This window comes from Faecalibaculum rodentium, assembly GCF_001564455.1.
GTDB classification, from domain to species: domain Bacteria; phylum Bacillota_I; class Bacilli_A; order Erysipelotrichales; family Erysipelotrichaceae; genus Faecalibaculum; species Faecalibaculum rodentium.
On record NZ_CP011391.1, the window covers coordinates 2,331,487 to 2,349,396 of the forward strand.

General features: G+C 56.6%; 12 protein-coding genes and 2 rRNA genes. 4 read left to right on the forward strand and 10 right to left on the reverse strand.

The window, feature by feature from the left end; all coding sequences use genetic code 11:
- Positions 1–95 precede the first annotated feature (95 nt).
- From aalo17_RS11370 to aalo17_RS11415, 10 genes are all read right to left on the reverse strand, one after another.
- Positions 96–1,067, reverse strand: a complete 972-nt coding sequence (locus tag aalo17_RS11370; RefSeq protein ID WP_067559665.1) for a DUF5688 family protein — start codon at positions 1,065–1,067, stop codon at positions 96–98.
- Positions 1,068–1,446: 379 nt separating this feature from the next.
- Positions 1,447–2,061, reverse strand: a complete 615-nt coding sequence (locus aalo17_RS11375) for a hypothetical protein (protein ID WP_067559668.1) — start codon at positions 2,059–2,061, stop codon at positions 1,447–1,449.
- Complete coding sequence (locus aalo17_RS11380; protein ID WP_067559671.1) at positions 2,054–2,542, reverse strand: RNA polymerase sigma factor; 489 nt, start codon at positions 2,540–2,542, stop codon at positions 2,054–2,056. The genes aalo17_RS11375 and aalo17_RS11380 overlap by 8 nt, the downstream gene beginning before the upstream one ends.
- A 195-nt stretch (positions 2,543–2,737) precedes the next feature.
- A complete protein-coding gene (locus aalo17_RS12710; protein WP_145907714.1) occupies positions 2,738–3,106 on the reverse strand; it encodes a hypothetical protein in 369 nt (122 codons plus the stop codon).
- 48 nt (positions 3,107–3,154) lie between these two features.
- Positions 3,155–6,038 (reverse strand): 23S ribosomal RNA (locus aalo17_RS11390).
- Positions 6,039–6,269: 231 nt separating this feature from the next.
- Positions 6,270–7,805: ribosomal RNA gene (locus aalo17_RS11395) — 16S ribosomal RNA — on the reverse strand.
- Together the 16S and 23S rRNA genes form the textbook arrangement of a ribosomal RNA operon.
- A gap of 577 nt (positions 7,806–8,382) precedes the next feature.
- Positions 8,383–8,913: an HdeD family acid-resistance protein gene (locus aalo17_RS11400; RefSeq protein ID WP_067559677.1), complete on the reverse strand. Its 531-nt coding sequence runs from the start codon at positions 8,911–8,913 to the stop codon at positions 8,383–8,385.
- A gap of 159 nt (positions 8,914–9,072) precedes the next feature.
- Complete coding sequence (malQ, locus tag aalo17_RS11405) at positions 9,073–10,551, reverse strand: 4-alpha-glucanotransferase (RefSeq protein WP_067559680.1); 1,479 nt, start codon at positions 10,549–10,551, stop codon at positions 9,073–9,075.
- A gap of 187 nt (positions 10,552–10,738) precedes the next feature.
- Positions 10,739–11,977, reverse strand: a complete 1,239-nt coding sequence (locus tag aalo17_RS11410) for a pyridoxal phosphate-dependent aminotransferase (protein ID WP_067560264.1) — start codon at positions 11,975–11,977, stop codon at positions 10,739–10,741.
- 2 nt (positions 11,978–11,979) lie between these two features.
- Positions 11,980–13,134, reverse strand: coding sequence for a bifunctional chorismate mutase/prephenate dehydratase (locus aalo17_RS11415; RefSeq protein ID WP_067559683.1), 1,155 nt, complete (start codon positions 13,132–13,134; stop codon positions 11,980–11,982).
- Positions 13,135–13,272: 138 nt separating this feature from the next.
- Here aalo17_RS11415 and aroB point away from each other — a divergent pair, with 138 nt between their 5' ends.
- From aroB to aalo17_RS11435, 4 genes are read left to right on the forward strand one after another with little or no spacing between them, the layout of a single operon-like run.
- Complete coding sequence (gene aroB, locus aalo17_RS11420; RefSeq protein WP_067559686.1) at positions 13,273–14,316, forward strand: 3-dehydroquinate synthase; 1,044 nt, start codon at positions 13,273–13,275, stop codon at positions 14,314–14,316.
- Positions 14,309–15,553: a chorismate synthase gene (aroC, locus tag aalo17_RS11425; protein ID WP_082743410.1), complete on the forward strand. Its 1,245-nt coding sequence runs from the start codon at positions 14,309–14,311 to the stop codon at positions 15,551–15,553. Before aroB ends, aroC begins: the two co-directional genes overlap by 8 nt.
- Positions 15,550–16,827 (forward strand): 3-phosphoshikimate 1-carboxyvinyltransferase, encoded by a 1,278-nt coding sequence (gene aroA, locus aalo17_RS11430; RefSeq protein WP_067559689.1) that lies wholly within the window; start codon positions 15,550–15,552, stop codon positions 16,825–16,827. Before aroC ends, aroA begins: the two co-directional genes overlap by 4 nt.
- The gene (locus aalo17_RS11435; protein WP_236940479.1) at positions 16,824–17,720 is read left to right on the forward strand and encodes a prephenate dehydrogenase; all 897 of its coding nucleotides are present in this window, start codon (positions 16,824–16,826) and stop codon (positions 17,718–17,720) included. Before aroA ends, aalo17_RS11435 begins: the two co-directional genes overlap by 4 nt.
- The last annotated feature ends 190 nt before the right edge of the window (positions 17,721–17,910 follow it).

Consider the following 17,910-nt stretch of genomic DNA (forward strand, 5'->3'; position numbering starts at 1 on the left):
TTGTATCTCATAGACAGAATGCAGCCTGTCCTTCCGACAGAGCTTTGGCGATCCGCTTTGGGAAAACCCGAGTGGAAATCCTGACGAAAGCCGGTTCAGGCAGCCCGGACGATCTCTTTTTTCCGCCGGTCGTACCGGAAGACTTTGTAACTCAGCAGGTCCTTTTCGTTCACCGTATGGGCATTGGCATCTGCCACTGTCAGCTTCATGGCCCGGGCACCTTTCTCCAGTGAAACAAACGGACTGGTTCCGGTGATCATGACCTCATGGATGGAAGACGGAAGAATGAAGTAATCTTCCCCCAGCAGTCTGCCAATCTTTTCCAGTGTCGAATCATTCAGAACAGCCCTGGCTCCGTTCAGTGCCACCCTTCCCCTGTCCACAGGACCGGAACACAGCAGATACGTCGCTGCGGGATCCAGCCGTCCCACACCTGGCCGAAGAAGAAGATTGAGACGCGGGTGACGGAGGTTGGGGGATGTCGCCACATGGAGTGTATGAATGAATGTGGGCTGTTCTCTCTTCAGATTCTCCAGTGCCTGCTCCCAGAGCTGTTCTTCTGTAATCTGCCAGAGCTTCAGAGTGTCAGTGCTGATGGCGGCTGACACAAGATTCTGGCCAGCCTGTTCGTTCATCGCCACGCGGTAGACCGCGAGCATCTGGGAATCCATGACCAGTCTGGCCGGAAAGCCTTCCTTGAACTCCGGATGCAGATCCGGATCCTGGAGGCGGATGAATATCCGGTGTCTGATGGTCTCATAGTCTGCCAGGCTGTTCAGGGCGGCTTCGTTTTTGTGACAGGGCACAATGTCCTCCAGGTATTCCCTCGCACATCGCTTCAGTGCCCTGTCGATTTTGGAAGCCGGCGCGCCGAGCAGAGCCGTCACAACAAACCGGATTACAAACCCGGACCCTTTTGTATGAATGATCAGCCGGGTTTCCAGGTCTCTGCCCTGGCTTCTGTCATCGTCCTTCACTTCCGTTGTCACACTGTATCCGGCTTTGGCCAGCATGGGGACCAGGATGGTCTTCGCCCGCCGGCTGATGGTATCTCTGTTGTTTTCCATTGTGTCTCCTTTCTAAAACCGTGCAGACCTGACAACAATACAGCGGTTTCCAGGAGTCCGGCTTTTGTGTTCCGGCTCATTGTATAGAACCATAAACATAGATTCAAGTATTTTATGCGCAACATATAAGATATCAACTCAGTATGATTCACATTTATTTCATATATTTGTCACGGTTATGTCATCTATCCGTATTCCATCCACGGTTCCGCTCCCCTGCAAACACCTGTTTGCCGGGGCATATCCCTGACTTCCCGGAGCCTGGCTGTGCACAGGCCCTGAAGTCCGACATCACCATCCTGTCATGTGACATCTGGAACAAAAACTGCCCGGACAGGTCTCCGGGCAGTCTGTTATCAGCAGTTTCTCTCTGACTGGTCTAGTCCAGTTCGATGTACGCGATCCCCGGTTCCGGCCTGTCACTGGTCTGTGTCTGAACGCCGGTCCCTTCCACCAGAACCCGGAAATACCTGCTTCCGGCATGGAAGTTTTCCGCCTTGCCAGACTGTACATAGTCCGTGATATCCCAGGTCTGCTCATTCACCGACAGCCAGACAGTGCCGTCTTCCCGCACCTCCACAGGAGAAGCAAGGTTTTCCGCCACTTCCTGGGCACTGGCTGCATGCTCCACACCGTTTTCGTCGATCCAGACCCCGCCGCCTCCGCCGATGGATTCATCGCTGCCAGTCTCATAGAACTCATACCCGCCGGTACCGTTGGGCACTGCATCCAGCTGCGTGTGTTCTCCGTGCAGCCAGACATTCACTGTCGTCCGGATCCCGCCCAGATCTGCCGCATAGGCCACACCTGTGGACCCGGCAATCACCAGAGCAGCCCCCAGGGCCGCTGCATGTTTCTGCCAGAAATTCATTCCTGTCCCCCTTCTGTTTTCTTTCATGATTGTTTCCACATCCACCGGTTCCGGAATCTGGATCTTTGAGAATACACGCTGATAAGTTTCCCGTTCTCTTTGGAGTTTTTCGTTTTCAGACATCTCCAGATCCCTCCTTTTCCAGCATTTCCCGCAGCATTTCCCGGCCGCGGGACAGTCTCTTTTTCACCGCTGCTTCGCTCAGGGCGGTGACTTCCGCAATTTCACGGATACTGAATTCTTCGTAGTAAAACAGCTGCAGCATGACGCGATATTTCTCGGGGAGGCGGCTGACGGATTCGAACAGATGCCTGTCCAATGGATCCTGGTACAGTGCAGCTGTCTGATGTACACCGTCTGTCAGTTCCGTCCGGTTTTTCCGCCAGAATGACCTTCGTATATCCTTTGCCTGATTCAGTGCCGATCGAAACAGCCATCTGCGGATATGATCCTCATTTTCGTAGTCCAGATTCAGTCTGTGGTATTTGATGAATACCATCTGAACAGCATCCTGGGCATCTGCAACATCCTGCAGGATGGCGAACGCCGCCTGATACAGGTTGGTCTGGTATTTCGGCACCACATACTCCACTGGCAGTCTCATGTTCTCTTTCCCCCTGTCGCACCGGTTCTGCTGATTATGCCGGCTGCAGTCTGAATTGTATTTGAAGGTTCCTTCACCTGTAACACGATTCAAAAGCATGACAGGTGACAGAATTGTGCAGAATCATGAAAAAAGAACCCGGATGCCGAATCCTGGCAGTCGGGCAAGTTACAAAAGCCACCTGTAAAGATGCAGTCAGGAACCGAAATATTCTTCAAAATCATCCAGCGGGACCATGCGGCCGGGATCGGGTCTGTGCAGTTTTTCGATTGAGCTTTCTGGACAGAAAGATTCCGGAAAATCATCCAGGGGATACATCCCGGCCGAATCTGCTCCCGGGGAAATGGCACAGCCCATCAGAATCAGTGCCGGAAAAAAGAACACAGTAAGTTTGCCACAATATACTCTCATATCCAGTTCCAGGTGGCCGGGAATGCCACCGTTCCTTTCACTTTGATAACAACATAGAGATACTAAAAAAAACCGGCTCCCTGAGAAACCGGCGGAATCCTTAATACTTTCTGTGGAATCCTGTCTTTTGGTCGCTCCCTGAAAACCATACACGATATGTCTTTCGTTTCCTGTCTTCCGCAAAGCTGCGGGCTTCTTTCTTAGATCAAGTCCTCGACCGATTAGTGCCAGTCAACTCCATGCATCTCTGCACTTCCATCCCTGGTCTATCCACCTCGTAGTCTTCAAGGGGTCTTACTTCTCTTTCAGAATGGGAGATCTCGTCTTGGGTCCGGCTTCGTGCTTAGATGCTTTCAGCTCTTATCCGTTCCCTGCTTGGCTACCCAGCTCTACCATTGGCATGATAACTGGTGCACCAGCGGCAGGTCCATCCCGGTCCTCTCGTACTGAGGACAGCTTCCCTCAGATCTCCGACGCCCACAACAGATAGGGACCGAACTGTCTCACGACGTTCTGAACCCAGCTCGCGTACCGCTTTAATGGGCGGACAGCCCAACCCTTGGAACCGAATCCAGCTCCAGGATGCGATGAGCCGACATCGAGGTGCCAAACCTCGCCGTCGATGTGAACTCTTGGGCGAGATCAGCCTGTTATCCCCAGGGTAGCTTTTATCCGTTGAGCGACGGCCCTTCCATTCGGCACCGCCGGATCACTAATCCCGACTTTCGTCCCTGCTCCAGTTGTCTCTGTCGCAGTCAGGCACGCTTCTGCATTTGCACTCTTCAGTTGGTTCCCATCCAACCTGAGCGTACCTTTGGGCGCCTCCGTTACTCTTTGGGAGGCGACCGCCCCAGTCAAACTGCCCGCCTGGCACTCTCCCCTGTCCCTCTCGGCACACGGGTTAGGGCCCCATACATCCAGGAGTGGTATCCCACCGGCGACTCCACCAATACTTGCGTACTCGCTTCTAAGTCTCCCACCTATCCTGTACATGGCTGTCCAGGACCCAATACCAGGCTGCAGTAAAGCTCCATGGGGTCTTTCCGTCTAGTTGCGGGTAACCTGCATTTTCACAGGTACTAAGATTTCACCGAGTCTGCTGCCGAGACAGCGCCCAAATCGTTACACCTTTCGTGCGGGTCAGAACTTACCTGACAAGGAATTTCGCTACCTTAGGACCGTTATAGTTACGGCCGCCGTTCACTGGGGCTTCGGGTCACTGCTTCACCTCGCGGTTCACAGCTTGCCTTAACCTTCCAGCACCGGGCAGGTGTCACCCCCTATACTTCGCCTTGCGGCTTCGCAGGGAGCTGTGTTTTAGTTAAACAGTCGCTTGGGCCTTTTCACTGCGGCTCTTTCGAGCGCCCCTTCTTGCGAACGTACGGGGCCATTTTGCCGAGTTCCTTGGCAACAGTTCTCTCGCTCACCTTCGCATCCTCTGCGCGCCCACCTGTGTCGGTTTTGGTACGGGCCGTATATGCATTTCCACTAGAAGCTTTTCCTGGAAGCTGACTCGATGCGCTTCGCTACTCGCTTCCGCTTTCGCTTACCCGTCACGCTCTGGTTTCCGTATCCGGATTTGCCTGGATACCACCTGCTTCGCTTGGCCCTCAATCCAGTAAGAGGGTCGCATCTGCCTTCTCCGTCACTCCTTCGCTCCATATACGGGTGCAGGAATCTCCGCCTGCTTTCCATCCGCTGCGCCTTTCGGCCTCACGTTAGGTCCCGACTTACCCAGGGCGGACGAACCTTCCCCTGGAATCCTTGGGCTTTCGGTGTGCAGGATTCTCACCTGCATCTCGCTACTCACACCGGCATTCTCTCTTCCATGCTGTCCATATGCCGTCTCCGTCATACTTCTTCCTGCATGCAACGCTCCCCTACCACATATACTTCCATATACATCCGCAGCTTCGGTACCTGGCTTAAGCCCCGGTACATTTTCGGCGCAGGGCCACTCGACTAGTGAGCTGTTACGCACTCTTTCAAGGATGGCTGCTTCTGAGCCAACCTCCTAGCTGTCCGTGCGTCCCCACATCCTTTTCCACTTAGCCAGTATTTTGGGACCTTTGCTGGCGGTCTGGGCTCTTTCCCTCTCGACCATGGACCTTATCACCCACAGTCTCACTGCCGGATTCCTCCCAGTCGGCATTCGCAGTTTGATCGCATTCAGTACCCCGGGATGGGGCCATCATGCGTTCAGTGCTCTACCTCCGTCTGTCATCCTCCGACGCTAGCCCTAAAGCTATTTCGGGGAGAACCAGCTATCTCCGGGTTCGATTGGAATTTCTCCCCTAGCCACAGGTCATCCGCTAACTTTTCAACGGTAGTCGGTTCGGTCCTCCACAGAATTTCACTTCTGCTTCAACCTGCCCATGGCTAGATCACCCGGTTTCGGGTCTGCTCCATACTACTCTTCCCGCCCTCTTAAGACTCGCTTTCGCTTCGGCTCCGTCCTTTCCGACTTAACCTCGCACCATGGAACAACTCGCCGGTTCATTCTACAAAAGGCACGCCATCACCCTTTGACGGGCTCTGACTTCTTTTAGGCACACGGTTTCAGGTTCTCTTTCACTCCGCTCCCGCGGTTCTTTTCACCTTTCCCTCACGGTACTCGTTCTCTATCGCTCACACTGTATATTTTGCCTTGGCGGATGGTCCCGCCTGCTTCCGACAAGATTTCTCGTGTCCCGCCGTACTCAGGATCCCGTCTCATGCGTCACACACTTCGCTTACGAGGCTTTCACTCTCTCTGGCTGTACTTCCCTGTACATTCTGCTGTGTCTTTCGCACTCTTTTGACGGTCCTACTACCCCGGATCTCTCCGGTTTGGGCTTTCTCCCCTTTCGCTCGCCGCTACTCGGGGAATCACTGTTGTTTTCTTTTCCTCCGGGTACTTAGATGTTTCAGTTCCCCGGGTACCTCTCCCTTTCGGGATGACAGCCTTCTGGCTGCCGGGTTCCCCCATTCGGACACCGACGGGTCTTTGCCTCCTTACGGCTCACCGTCGCATTTCGCTGTTTGGCACGTCCTTCTTCAGTACAGTGTGGCCAGGCATCCTCCCTGCGCCCTTCCTTGCTTGATCTGATTCTCTCAAACGTTTTCGTGCTTTCTTCGAGATATTTTCTCAGAACTGTTTCTTCACTGTTCTTTTCTTTCTCTCAGTTTCTTCTGTTTTCTCCACAACTTTACTTCAGACCTTCTGTTGTCTTTCATATCGTTGTACGGTTTTCAAAGATCGACCTGGAAGACACTCTTCCAAAACCGGACAGGAACCACTCTGTTCTTTTCCTTTTCCCCTGTACTTTCTCCTTAGAAAGGAGGTGATCCATCCCCACGTTCCCGTAGGGATACCTTGTTACGACTTAACCCCAGTCATCGATCCTGCCTTCGACGGCTCACTCCTCTTATGAGGTCATGCCACCGGCTTCGGGCATTACCGACTCCCATGGTTTGACGGGCGGTGTGTACAAGGCCCGGGAACGTATTCACCGCGGCATGCTGATCCGCGATTACTAGCGATTCCAACTTCATGGAGGCGGGTTGCAGCCTCCAATCCGAACTGGGACGGCTTTTATGAGATTCGCTCGACATCCCTGTCTCGCTGCTCTTTGTAGCCGCCATTGTAGTACGTGTGTAGCCCAGGCCATAAGGGGCATGATGATTTGACGTCATCCCCGCCTTCCTCCGGTTTGTCACCGGCAGTCTGGCATGAGTCCTCAGCTTTTCCTGTTAGCAACATGCCACAAGGGTTGCGCTCGTTGCGGGACTTGACCCAACATCTCACGACACGAGCTGACGACAACCATGCACCACCTGTGTGGATGTTGACCTCCGATGCATCTCTGCATCTTCGCATCCCATGTCAAGGCCTGGTAAGGTTCTTCGCGTTGCTTCGAATTAAACCACATACTCCACCGCTTGTGCGGGCCCCCGTCAATTCCTTTGAGTTTCACACTTGCGTGCATACTCCCCAGGCGGAGGACTCACTGCGTTAACTTCAGCACTGAGGTTTCACCCCCAACACTTGGTCCTCATCGTTTACGGCGTGGACTACTAGGGTATCTAATCCTATTTGCTCCCCACGCTTTCGTGCCTCAGCGTCAGCAACAGGCCAGGCGGCCGCCTTCGCCACTGGTGTTCTTCCATATATCTACGCATTTTACCGCTACACATGGAGTTCCACCGCCCTCTCCTGCTCTCCAGTCCTCCAGTTTCCAAAGCCATGCATGAGTTGAGCTCATGCGTTTCACTCCAGACTTGCAGGACCGCCTGCGCACCCTTTACGCCCAATCATTCCGGATAACGCTCGCCACCTACGTATTACCGCGGCTGCTGGCACGTAGTTAGCCGTGACTTTCTGGCGGGGCACCATCAGTCAGCACCCATTTCCTGATGCTGCCTTTTTTCCCCCGCAACAGAGCTTTACGACCCGAAGGCCTTCTTCACTCACGCGGCATCGCTCGTTCAGGCTTGCGCCCATTGACGAAAATTCCCTACTGCTGCCTCCCGCAGGAGTCTGGGCCGTGTCTCAGTCCCAATGTGGCCGTCCGCCCTCTCAGGCCGGCTATGCATCATCGTCTTGGTGGGCCTTTACCCCGCCAACCAACTAATGCACCGCAGGTCCATCCGCGCCCCATCCCCGAAAGGATGTTTCACAGAAAGAAGATGCCTCCTTCCTGTACATCGGGATTTGTTCTCCGTTTCCAGAGCGTATTCCCGGTGCGCGGGCAGGTTCCCTACGTGTTACTCACCCGTTCGCCACTAGAGACCCGAAGGTCTCTCGTTCGACTTGCATGTATTAGGCATGCCGCCAGCGTTCATCCTGAGCCAGGATCAAACTCTCCATTTGATCTGTACTCAGACGCTTTGCGTCTTGTGTTCATGATTGTTTTTCAGGTTCAAAGAATCGACGTTGTATCGTCTTGTATTTACTTCGTTTTTCCTGTCCAGTTTTCAAAGAGCGTCGTATCCCCGCTGAGATGTCCCGAAGCGGGAGCATCTCAGCCAGGTCACTTTCCTGTTTTGCCTGAGACCTCATCTGAAGTCACAAGCCTGTTAATACTCTCAGGTCAGCAGGCGTCCTGTCAAGGACGCCTGTCTGTCCTGAGCACTCTTATATCTTAACTCATCCGCAAGAGTCTGTCAACACATTTTTTGAACTTTTTATTCTTTTCTGTGTTGCGATCTGTTGATTTATCTAAATCACTTGCGGCTCACTTATAATACCACATCCTCACAGAAGTGCAATCCCATTTATGCACTTTTTTGCATTTTATTTATTCTTCCTGCCAATTAATGCAAATACCCCTCTCACGAATCCCGATTGCCTCTTCTTTCCTGCCCCTCCCGGCCATCATCGGCCCGTCGCACAAAAAACCCGCCGGAGAGTCCGGCAGGTCTGGTTGTATGGGAAGTGGTTTTGCCGGCTATGCGGCGAAGATGCCAATGGAAAGATCCATCAGGCCCTGGGAAAGGAACAGCGCTCCGACGTATACCGTAAGCAGTTCTCCGCTCTGGCTGGGGTTGAAGAGGAACATGCAGGCAACGACAAGCTGCAGGATACCCAGGATCAGAATGGCCCACCAGCTGGACACGCCAATGGCTTTCGCTTCAAAGGAGAACCAGATCCGCAGGCCGGCGCCGATCAGCAGGACAACTCCCAGGAGAATGCCGAGGAAGTTCATCGTCCCCACAAGGTTGGTGAACATCACGATGCCAAGCACGATCAGGACAATGCCCATGATCAGGCTGTAGCGGAAAATGGAACGGAAGGCACCGGAGGAAAAATAAGAAATGATTTCCACGATGCCGTAGCCCACGAACATGGCACCCAGGACCATGCCCAGGGTCGGTGTGTTCAGGCCGGGGTACAGGAACATCCAGACACCTGCAACGCAGGAAATGATGCCCATGAGGATATAGCCGATGCGTGTACCGGCGGTAAGATTCGATGTCATTGATACGACCTCCTTGACAGGAAGCTTCTCTCTTCCTGTCTCCATTATATAGAGCAGCTGCAGTAATTCCGCCCCGGGTGCCCGGGGCAGGGGGCTGAATGCGGTTACGGCCGGTTTCCGCATCCATTTGCTGTCTTCCCGCGAAAAAGGCGGCTGCCTTTACTCTGGCAGCCGCCCGGATTCTTCGATCCATGGTTTCATTTTCATCAGGTCCTGGGGGAAGGTCTTGAAGTCCTTCAGTTTCCAGGTCCAGTTATCGGGATCGTCGGACCCCGGTACATTCACCCTGGTTTTCCCTTTGTAGCCGCAGATGTCCTGAATGGGCAGGATCACCGTTTCGGCCTCTGAATCCAGGACATATTTGCAGACCATGTCATGGAAAGCCCGGAGGTTGTAGCCGCGTTTCTTGAAGAACCGGCGCAGTCCGATCCGCCTGTTCTGGTCAAATCCCGAATACTGTTCCTCGAGCGCGGCATTGTCGTGGTTGCCTGTGTACAGGAAACTGTTGGGCTTGTCCGGTTTTTTCAGTGCCTTGGTATCCATCCGGTACTGGAGGACATCCATGCCCTGCACATTGTAGCTGTCCCGCAGCTCCGCCACTTCGGGTCTTGGCATCCCCAGGTCTTCCGCCACGATCTCACGGCCGTCTGCGGATTCAAGGATGGCTTCCATGAGCGGTCCGCGGGGGCCCAGGATCCACTTGCCGTCTCTGGCCGGTTTTCCTGCCGGAATCCGCCAGTAGGTGTCCATTGCACGGAAATGGCCGATGCGGATGATGTCAAAATACCGCGCCATCCACGCGATACGCTGGCGCCAGACCCGGAACCCGTTCTTTTTCTGTTTCGCGAAATCGTAGGTGGGCATCCCCCACTTCTGGCCCTCGGGGTGCTCCTCATCAGGCGCCAGACCGGCTTCATAGATCATTCTGCCATCGGGCTCCACCATGTACTGAGCCCGGTCGGCCCAGATGTCGGCTGAATCGTAGGCAGGATAGAACTGGATATCTCCCATGAGCGCCAGCCCCTTTTCCCTGGCATGGGCAGCCACTTCGCGCAGCTGGCGGTCGAACAGCCACTGGAGAAATTTGTGATACAGGATTTCATCCTGGTAGTCATCCAGTTCGATGTTCGTGGGATCCAGGGGCCAGTCCCGGTACTCTTCTTCCCATTCCGTCCAGGCCCTGAGATCGTACATCCCCTTGAACAGGCTGTACACAGCCCAGTCCTTGAGCCAGAACGCCTCTTCTTCAAATTCCTCGAACTCTTTCCGGAACTCTTCATAGCGCTTCTTGAAATTCCGGAACGCCCGACGGAAATAGGGCTCCTTGAACTGCCGGACTTCGTCGTAGCTGACATAGTCCTTGAATTTGTTGCAGTTCACGATGGATGACTGTGTCAGCAGTCCCATCTCTGCCAGCCTGTCAATGTTGATGTATATGGGATCGCCCGCAAAGCTGGACAATGTCTGGTAGGGAGAATGAGTCATCCCGGTCATCTTGAGCGGCAGGATCTGCCAGATGCTGAATCCGGCAGCCGCCACCGCATCAATCATTCGAATTGTCTTCTGTCCCAGGTCTCCGATCCCCTGGTTGGCGGGAACCGAAAACAACGGGCACAATACCCCCGCACGCTTTTTCATGGTTCTGTTCCTCATTGCAGATTTGCAACCACTTTCATTTTTTTATATTCTAACACATTTGGCATGCTTCGGCTTTGCGGATTTTGACTGCGCCAAGTCAAATGACCGGAAAATGAGAAACAGGGCAAACTGCCCTGTTCGTTGACCATTGTTTCCGCCGCTGAACAGACAGCCAAACCGCTGCGGCTCAGGCACCCTGGACTTCGTCCAGGATTTCCTTCATGTGTCCGGCCAGCCCCTTCACTTTGGACACAGGCATGGAGCAGATTGCCACGCGGATGCCCTTGTTGACCTTCACGGTGAAAATGTTGTTCTCCATCAGCGCCTCATGATACCGGTCCCGGAGGTCATTGTCCATGGACAGGGTCACAAAGAATCCCTCCCGGTAGGGATAGTACGCGAGGCCCGCTGCATCGGCTTCGTTCCGGAAGATCTCGCTTCGTTCCTTCAGAAGGGCGACATACTTCTGCCGCTCGGCATCATAGTCCTCCAGGCGGTTGTCGAGCACATCCACAAACATCGCCATGGCACCGTTGTTCACATTGCTCCAGGTGGCGCGGGCGTCTTTCTCGAACACGGTCTTGAGCTGGTTCACGATCTCCGGGTTCTTCGCCATGAGGATCGCCGCACCACACCGCATGCCGTAGCTGGTCATGGACTTGGAGAGGGAGAAGGCAACAACGACAGCCATATTGTCGGAGATGTCGTCAAAGACCGAGAAATACTTCTTTGCCTCTTTCTGGCCAAAGGCAAAATCTATGTAGGCAATGTCATTGAGCAGGACCACAGGGCACTTCTTTGAGCACCCGTTGAGGAATGCGATGACTTCCTCCCACTCTTCGCGGGTCATGGAATAGCCTGTGGGGTTGTGGCAGGGATCGTTGATCACCACCACCAGCTTGTCCTGCTTCTCCATGGTTTTTGTGCATACCTCCCGGAAGGAGTCCATGTTGAAACGGTCGTCGTCAAACAGGGAATATTTTGCGACTTCCAGGTTGTTCATCTGGGCCATGAGGTTGTAGGACCCCCAGGCGATTTCCGGCAGAACCACTGTCTGGCCCGGATCCAGGCACTCCTGGATGGTCATGGCCACCGCCCCGGTGCCGCCGGGTGTCGCAATGACTTCCTTGTACAGGCGGCTGTTTCCGTCCAGGACCCAGTCGATGACTTTCTGCCGGAAGTCCGGGTTGCCGGTGAATCCCGCGGCGTAGGAAGCCAGGACCTTGTTGTCCAGGTTCTTCAGGCTGTCAAACACGCAGTCCAGAGCCGCCAGTTCGCCGGCTTCGGTATACAGAGAGCCGATGGTCGCATCCGTCACGGCATCTTCTCCATATGTCTTCTTTGCCTCTTTGGCTTTGTTCACGATCGCAAACACCGTATCCACGATGGGTGTCTGGCTGACACTGTCTTTTACAAAATTGGTCATCTTCAGCATGTCTCCTTTTCTTCCGGATCCTTCGGGGCTTCCTGCCTGTTGTAGGGTCCCAGCGGCTTGATCCGCCCGCAGACGGCTTCCAGACCGGCAAGCAGCGTCCGGATCTGTGCCTGGTCGCAAAAGTCCGCCAGTTCGATATAGAAATAGTATTCAAAGGGATAGGGCCTGCGGGGGCGGGACTGGATGGAACACATGTCCATGCCGGCTCCGGAAATCGTTTCAATGATCCGCCCCAGGGCACCCACTTCATTTTTCACCGTCACGATCATGGAAAACCGGCTGCCCTCTGTGTTCGGTTCCCGGCCGATCACCAGGAAGCGCGTGGTATTGTTCGCGTTCTCCATGATGTGTGTGGACAGTACCTTCAGGTCATACAGCTCCGCATTTTCCCGGGCGCCGATCGCGGCACGGGTCTTGTCACCGGCATCCGCGATGTACTTTGCGGCCATGGCCGTATTGGGATAAGGCACTGGCTGGGCCCCGAGTTCTTCGAGAAACCTCCGGGCCTGGGCGAGGGCCTGATCCTTGGAGTATACCCACTGCACGTCCTTCAGCGTGGCATCCTTTGTCCCCAGCAGACACTGCTCGACCGGCTGGTCGATGACTTCCCGGATATAGACCGGATACTGCGCCAGCAGGTCCAGGACCTCGCCGACAAGACCGGAATTGGTGTTTTCAAAGGGGATCACCCCGCAGTCTGCCTGTCCTGTCAGCACAGCCTGGATCACATCCTCGAACGTGGGATGGTTCTGCAGCCGGGCACCCGGGAACCGGGTTTTGCTCGCCATATGAGAGAAGGCTCCCTGCATGCCCTGGTAAGCCACCACATCCTGGTGGATTTTCCGCTGCTGATGTTCCCGGCTCAGGGCCAGGATCTCCCGCAGCAGCCGCAGCCAGCTCTCGCGGTATGGAGAAGCAACATAGCCGGCTTCCCGCTCCAGCATCGCTTTCTCCCGGTCGGGCTGCAGCACCGGAAGATTGTACTCCTTCTTGTAGTCCGCCACGGCCTCCACCGCCTGCATGCGCTGCTGGTATAATTCTGCCAGCTGTCGGTCGATCCGGTCGATTTCCGTCCGCGCCTCATCCAGCGTCAGCGGCTTTCCGGGTTTGGCGCAGCTTTGGGCTGCTGTGTCCTGTGTGCGGTTCATCGGCATCCTCCTGACTTCCGGCGACGCCGGCTGAACCGGGGTGTTCATCGGCGCTCCTCGCCCTATCATAACGCACTTTTTCAGGGAGTGAAAAGATTTTCAGAAATCTCATGATATGATTCTCACGAGGTGAATGACATGAAACTGAACGTAAACCTTCCGGGGCATGGCTACCCTATATATATAGAACGCGGATCGCTGACAGCCGCCGGCCAGCGGATTCCCGTCCATCGGCGGACATGCATCGTCACAGATGACGGGATTCCCGCCAAATGGGTGAATACGGTGAAGGACACCCTGCCGGGGTCCTTCGTGGTGACGATTCCCCATGGCGAGGGATCCAAGAACCTGGCCACGATGCAGCAGGTACTCGAACAGATGGCTGAAGCCGGCATGACGCGCAAAGACGCCGTGGTGGCTGTCGGTGGCGGTGTCTGCGGAGACCTGGCGGGATTCTGCGCAGCGGTCTACATGCGGGGCATCGACTTCTACAACATCCCCACCACTGTACTCTCCCAGGTGGATTCCTCTGTCGGCGGGAAGACAGCCGTGGACCTGGGGTCGCTGAAAAACATCATTGGCGCATTCTGGCAGCCGAAGGCCGTGATCATTGACCCGGATGTCCTCTCCACGCTCGATGACAGGCAGATTGCCGCAGGTCTGGCGGAGGCCCTGAAAATGGGCCTGATCCTGGATCCCGGGCTGGTGGATCTCTTCGAGCAGGATCCTTTGCCGGTGGATGAAATCATTGCCCGGAGTGTGGATCTCAAGCGGATGATCGTGGAGGAAGACGAAAAGGAACAGGGGCGTCGGGCGCTGCTGAACTTCGGGCACACCGTCGGCCACGCCATGGAAGGAGCCTGGGGGCTGGATGCCTGGCTGCATGGAGAATGCGTGGCGGCAGGCATGGATTTCATGCTGGAGGACGACACCCTGCGGGCAAGAGTGGCCGGGCTGAAGCAAAAGCTCGGGCTGCCTGAGATCCCGGTACCGGAAACCGATGTGCTGATGGACTACATCCGGCACGACAAGAAAACCGGCGATGCCCACATCACCATCGTCACGGTGGCAGAAGCCGGAAAAGGCCGGCTGTCCCGGGTCCCCTTTGATGAGGTGCGCCGACGCATCGAGGCCCGGAAACAGGCAGCTGCCGGCGAACACACGGAGGCGGCCCATGAGTGACACCTTCGGAACGCTGCTGAAGCTCACGATTTTCGGGGAAAGCCACGGCCGCGCCATCGGCGCGGTACTGACCGGCCTGCCTGCGGGACTGCCGGTGGACATGGACCGGCTGGAGCAGGACATGGATCGGCGCCGGGCAAAGGGACGCATCTCCACCCAGCGCCACGAACCGGATCAGGTGCAGGTGCTTTCCGGGGTGTTTGAAGGCCGGACAGCCGGGACCGCCGTGACGCTGATGATCGAAAACAAGGTCCAGCGCCCGGCGGATTACGACCAGCTGAAGTACCGTCTGCGGCCGGGTCATGCGGATCTCGCGGCGTTCGCCCGCTACAACGGCTGCCAGGATTACCGTGGCGGCGGCCACTTCTCGGGACGGATCACGGCCGGGCTTGTGGCGGCGGGTTCCATCTGCCGGCAGGTGCTGGCGAATCACGGGATTCAGATTGCCTCCCATATTGAACAGCTGCACAAGATCCGCGACCGGGACTTTGATTTCGCACACCTCGATGAGGACATCGCGCTGGCACAGAGCCTGGAGTTCGGGGTCCTGGATCCGCAGAAATCGGCTGATATGCACAGTCTGATCGAAGAAGCGGCATCACAGGGAGATTCTGTCGGCGGTGTCCTCGAGACTGTGGTAACGGGACTTCCCGCAGGGATCGGCGACCCGTTCTTTGATTCCGTGGAATCCGAACTGGCCCACCTGCTGTTTTCGGTGCCTGCCGTCAAGGGGGTATCCTTCGGGGACGGCTTCGCCCTGGCGAGACTGTATGGCTCCCAGGCAAACGACCCCATCATTCCCGACCCCGCTCTCCCTGGGGGCATCATCACGGCCACCAACCGCAATGGCGGACTCAACGGCGGACTCACCAACGGCATGCCGGTGATCATCCACACAGCGGTGAAGCCCACGCCCTCGATCTACAAGGTGCAGGACTCGGTGGATTTCCTGACAGGAAAAGCCGTAAAGCTGCAGATCACGGGCCGCCACGATCCCTGCATCATTCACCGCGCACGGATCGTGATCGAATCCGCCGTTGCCTTCGGGCTCCTGGACCTGCTCATGGTGCGGGATGCCCAGCTGAAGCTCGGCCAGGATGCCGGCGTGCCGATGATGGATACCAGGGACCGGTTTGACACGAACCTGGCCCGTGAACACGAGTCCGGCGATGCTGCCGCCCGCTCTGAGACAGCCATCAGCCCCACAGCAGACCAGGCGCGAAAGGAGCAGGCATGAAACAGACCATCACCCCCTGCCGGGTGGAGGGCCGCATCCAGCTGCCGCCCTCCAAGTCCATGGCCCACCGGCTCATGATCTGTGCGGGTCTCGCAGACGGTACCAGCCGGGTCGCCGGACTCCGGGACTCCAAAGACATGCAGGCCACCCTCCAGTGCCTGAAGGCGCTGGGCGCCCGTGTGACCGGAGACTTCCCGGTGCTCGAGATTGCAGGCTGCAATCCCGTTTGCCGGACAGAGCCTGCAACGCTGGACTGTAATGAATCCGGCAGCACGCTGCGCTTCATGATCCCCTGCGCTGCCCTCAGTGCAGCCCCGGCTGTGTTCACGGGACGCGGACGCCTCATGGAACGCCCCATGGGGGTCTACGCCAATCTGTTTCTCGAACAGGGACTGCGCTTTGACCAGGGAGACGGACAGATCCTGGTCCAGGGACCCCTGCAGCCGGGTCTCTTCGAGATTCCGGGCAATGTAAGCTCGCAGTTCATCTCCGGTCTGCTCTTTGCAGCCGGCCTCATGCAGGGCACCACGGAACTCGCGGTCCTGCCGCCCTATGAATCCCGGGACTATGTCACCATGACCGTATCCGCTCTGCAGACCTTCGGGATCACCGTGAACCAGCCCACGGATCACGGCTATGTGATTCCCGGCGGGCAGTCATACCTGCCCCGGGACGTGCAGGTGGAAGGCGACTGGTCCCAGGCGGCGTTTCCCGCCGTCCTGGGGGCCCTGAAAGGATCCGTGGTCCTGGAAGGACTCAACCCGCACTCTCTGCAGGGAGACAAGGTCATCGAAGACATCCTGCGCCAGGCAGGGGTGGATGTGCGCTGGGAGAATGACACGCTGATCGTCCGCCACCCGATGGCCGGGCTGAAACCCCTGGATGTGGACCTGGGCCCATGCCCGGACCTGGGACCTGCCCTTTGTGTGCTGGCATCCTTCATTCCCGGGCAATCCGTCATCCGCAATGCCGGGCGCCTGCGCATCAAGGAAAGCGACCGCATCGCCGCCATGGAGGCCGAACTCCGGAAATGGGGCGTGGATATCTCGAGCACAGAGGACACCATCGTGATTCAGGGCCGGTCCGGGTACCGCCTGGACCAGCCGGTGACGATCGACGGACACAACGACCACCGCATCGTCATGGCCATGGCGGTGTTTGGCTGGGTGGCGGGCTCTCCTTCGGTGATTGAAGGAACAGAAGCCGTGACCAAGTCCTGGCCGGATTTCTTTCAGGACATGACGGCGGTCCTGAAAACGGAGGTCCTGAAATGACGGTACCCGAAATGACACCTGCCCTGCACCCCAACCTGCATCCCAAATGGGCGGGCAGCCGCTGCACCTTCGGCATCGTGGGCCTGGGCGTGATGGGGGGCAGCTTCGCGGCCCGGCTGCGTCAGCTGGGGTATACCGTCTATGGCATGGACCTGGATGCCGATACCCTGCAGTATGCACAGGACCATGGCATCATCGACGAAGGGAGCCAGGATCCCGCTATGCTGCTGCCGCAGTGCGACGTGGTGATTTTCTGCCTGTACCCGACGAAAATCGAGCCCTGGCTCCGTGATCATCAGCACCACCTGAACCCCGGAACCCTTGTGCTGGAGATCTCCGGCGTGAAAACCGGCATCACCGGCCCCCTGCAGGATCTGATGCGTCCGGATTGCGAGCTGCTGTCGATCCACCCGATGTGCGGGCGCGAAAGCCAGGGCATCCGGTACTCCGATCCGAAGATCTTCGACGGAGCCAATTTCCTGATCATTCCCACGGACCGCAACACACACGAATCCGTGCGCTTTGTCCAGGGTCTGGCCCGGGAACTGGGGTGCGGCACGATCTCCGAACTGGATCCCGAGAGCCACGACCGCATGATCGGGTTTCTGTCGCAGCTCACGCACGTCATTGCGGTGTCTCTCATGAACACCCACGAAAACAGTCACCTGGTGCAGTACACCGGGGACTCCTTCCGGGATCTCACGCGGATTGCCAGGATCAACGAAAACATGTGGCCGGAGCTGTTCCTGCTCAACCGGGAGATCCTGCTGGATGAAACCGACCAGTTTCTCGCGGCCGTGCAGCAGTTCCGCGATATGCTCGCCAATGGCGACCGACAGGGCATGAAGGAAGCCATGATCGAGTCCACGAAACGCCGTGAAAAGTTCGGGTAAGCTCCGGTTCAGACTGCAGACCGGTTTCCTGCCGATGATGGCAGCGGCCTGCGTGGAGTTCTTTCGCCCGTCTCATGACGATGCCGGCAGGAAGCATTCCCTGTCAGTTCCATGCCGATGCTGGGCGGCACCCGCAGGCTGCATGGTTGCAGGCAGCCACACTGCTGAAACACAAACAAAAGGAAGCCTC

Excerpts from the sequence above, each read along its gene's own strand:
- malQ (WP_067559680.1), bottom strand. The coding sequence starts at position 10,551 with ATGAAAAAGCGTGCGGGGGTATTGTGCCCGTTGTTTTCGGTTCCCGCC.
- aalo17_RS11410 (WP_067560264.1), bottom strand. The coding sequence starts at position 11,977 with ATGACCAATTTTGTAAAAGACAGTGTCAGCCAGACACCCATCGTGGAT.
- aalo17_RS11380 (WP_067559671.1), bottom strand. The coding sequence starts at position 2,542 with ATGAGACTGCCAGTGGAGTATGTGGTGCCGAAATACCAGACCAACCTG.
- aroC (WP_082743410.1), top strand. The coding sequence starts at position 14,309 with ATGAGTGACACCTTCGGAACGCTGCTGAAGCTCACGATTTTCGGGGAA.
- aalo17_RS11375 (WP_067559668.1), bottom strand. The coding sequence starts at position 2,061 with ATGTCTGAAAACGAAAAACTCCAAAGAGAACGGGAAACTTATCAGCGT.
- aalo17_RS11415 (WP_067559683.1), bottom strand. The coding sequence starts at position 13,134 with ATGAACCGCACACAGGACACAGCAGCCCAAAGCTGCGCCAAACCCGGA.
- aroB (WP_067559686.1), top strand. The coding sequence starts at position 13,273 with ATGAAACTGAACGTAAACCTTCCGGGGCATGGCTACCCTATATATATA.
- aalo17_RS11435 (WP_236940479.1), top strand. The coding sequence starts at position 16,824 with ATGACGGTACCCGAAATGACACCTGCCCTGCACCCCAACCTGCATCCC.
- aalo17_RS11370 (WP_067559665.1), bottom strand. The coding sequence starts at position 1,067 with ATGGAAAACAACAGAGATACCATCAGCCGGCGGGCGAAGACCATCCTG.
- aalo17_RS11400 (WP_067559677.1), bottom strand. The coding sequence starts at position 8,913 with ATGACATCGAATCTTACCGCCGGTACACGCATCGGCTATATCCTCATG.
- aroA (WP_067559689.1), top strand. The coding sequence starts at position 15,550 with ATGAAACAGACCATCACCCCCTGCCGGGTGGAGGGCCGCATCCAGCTG.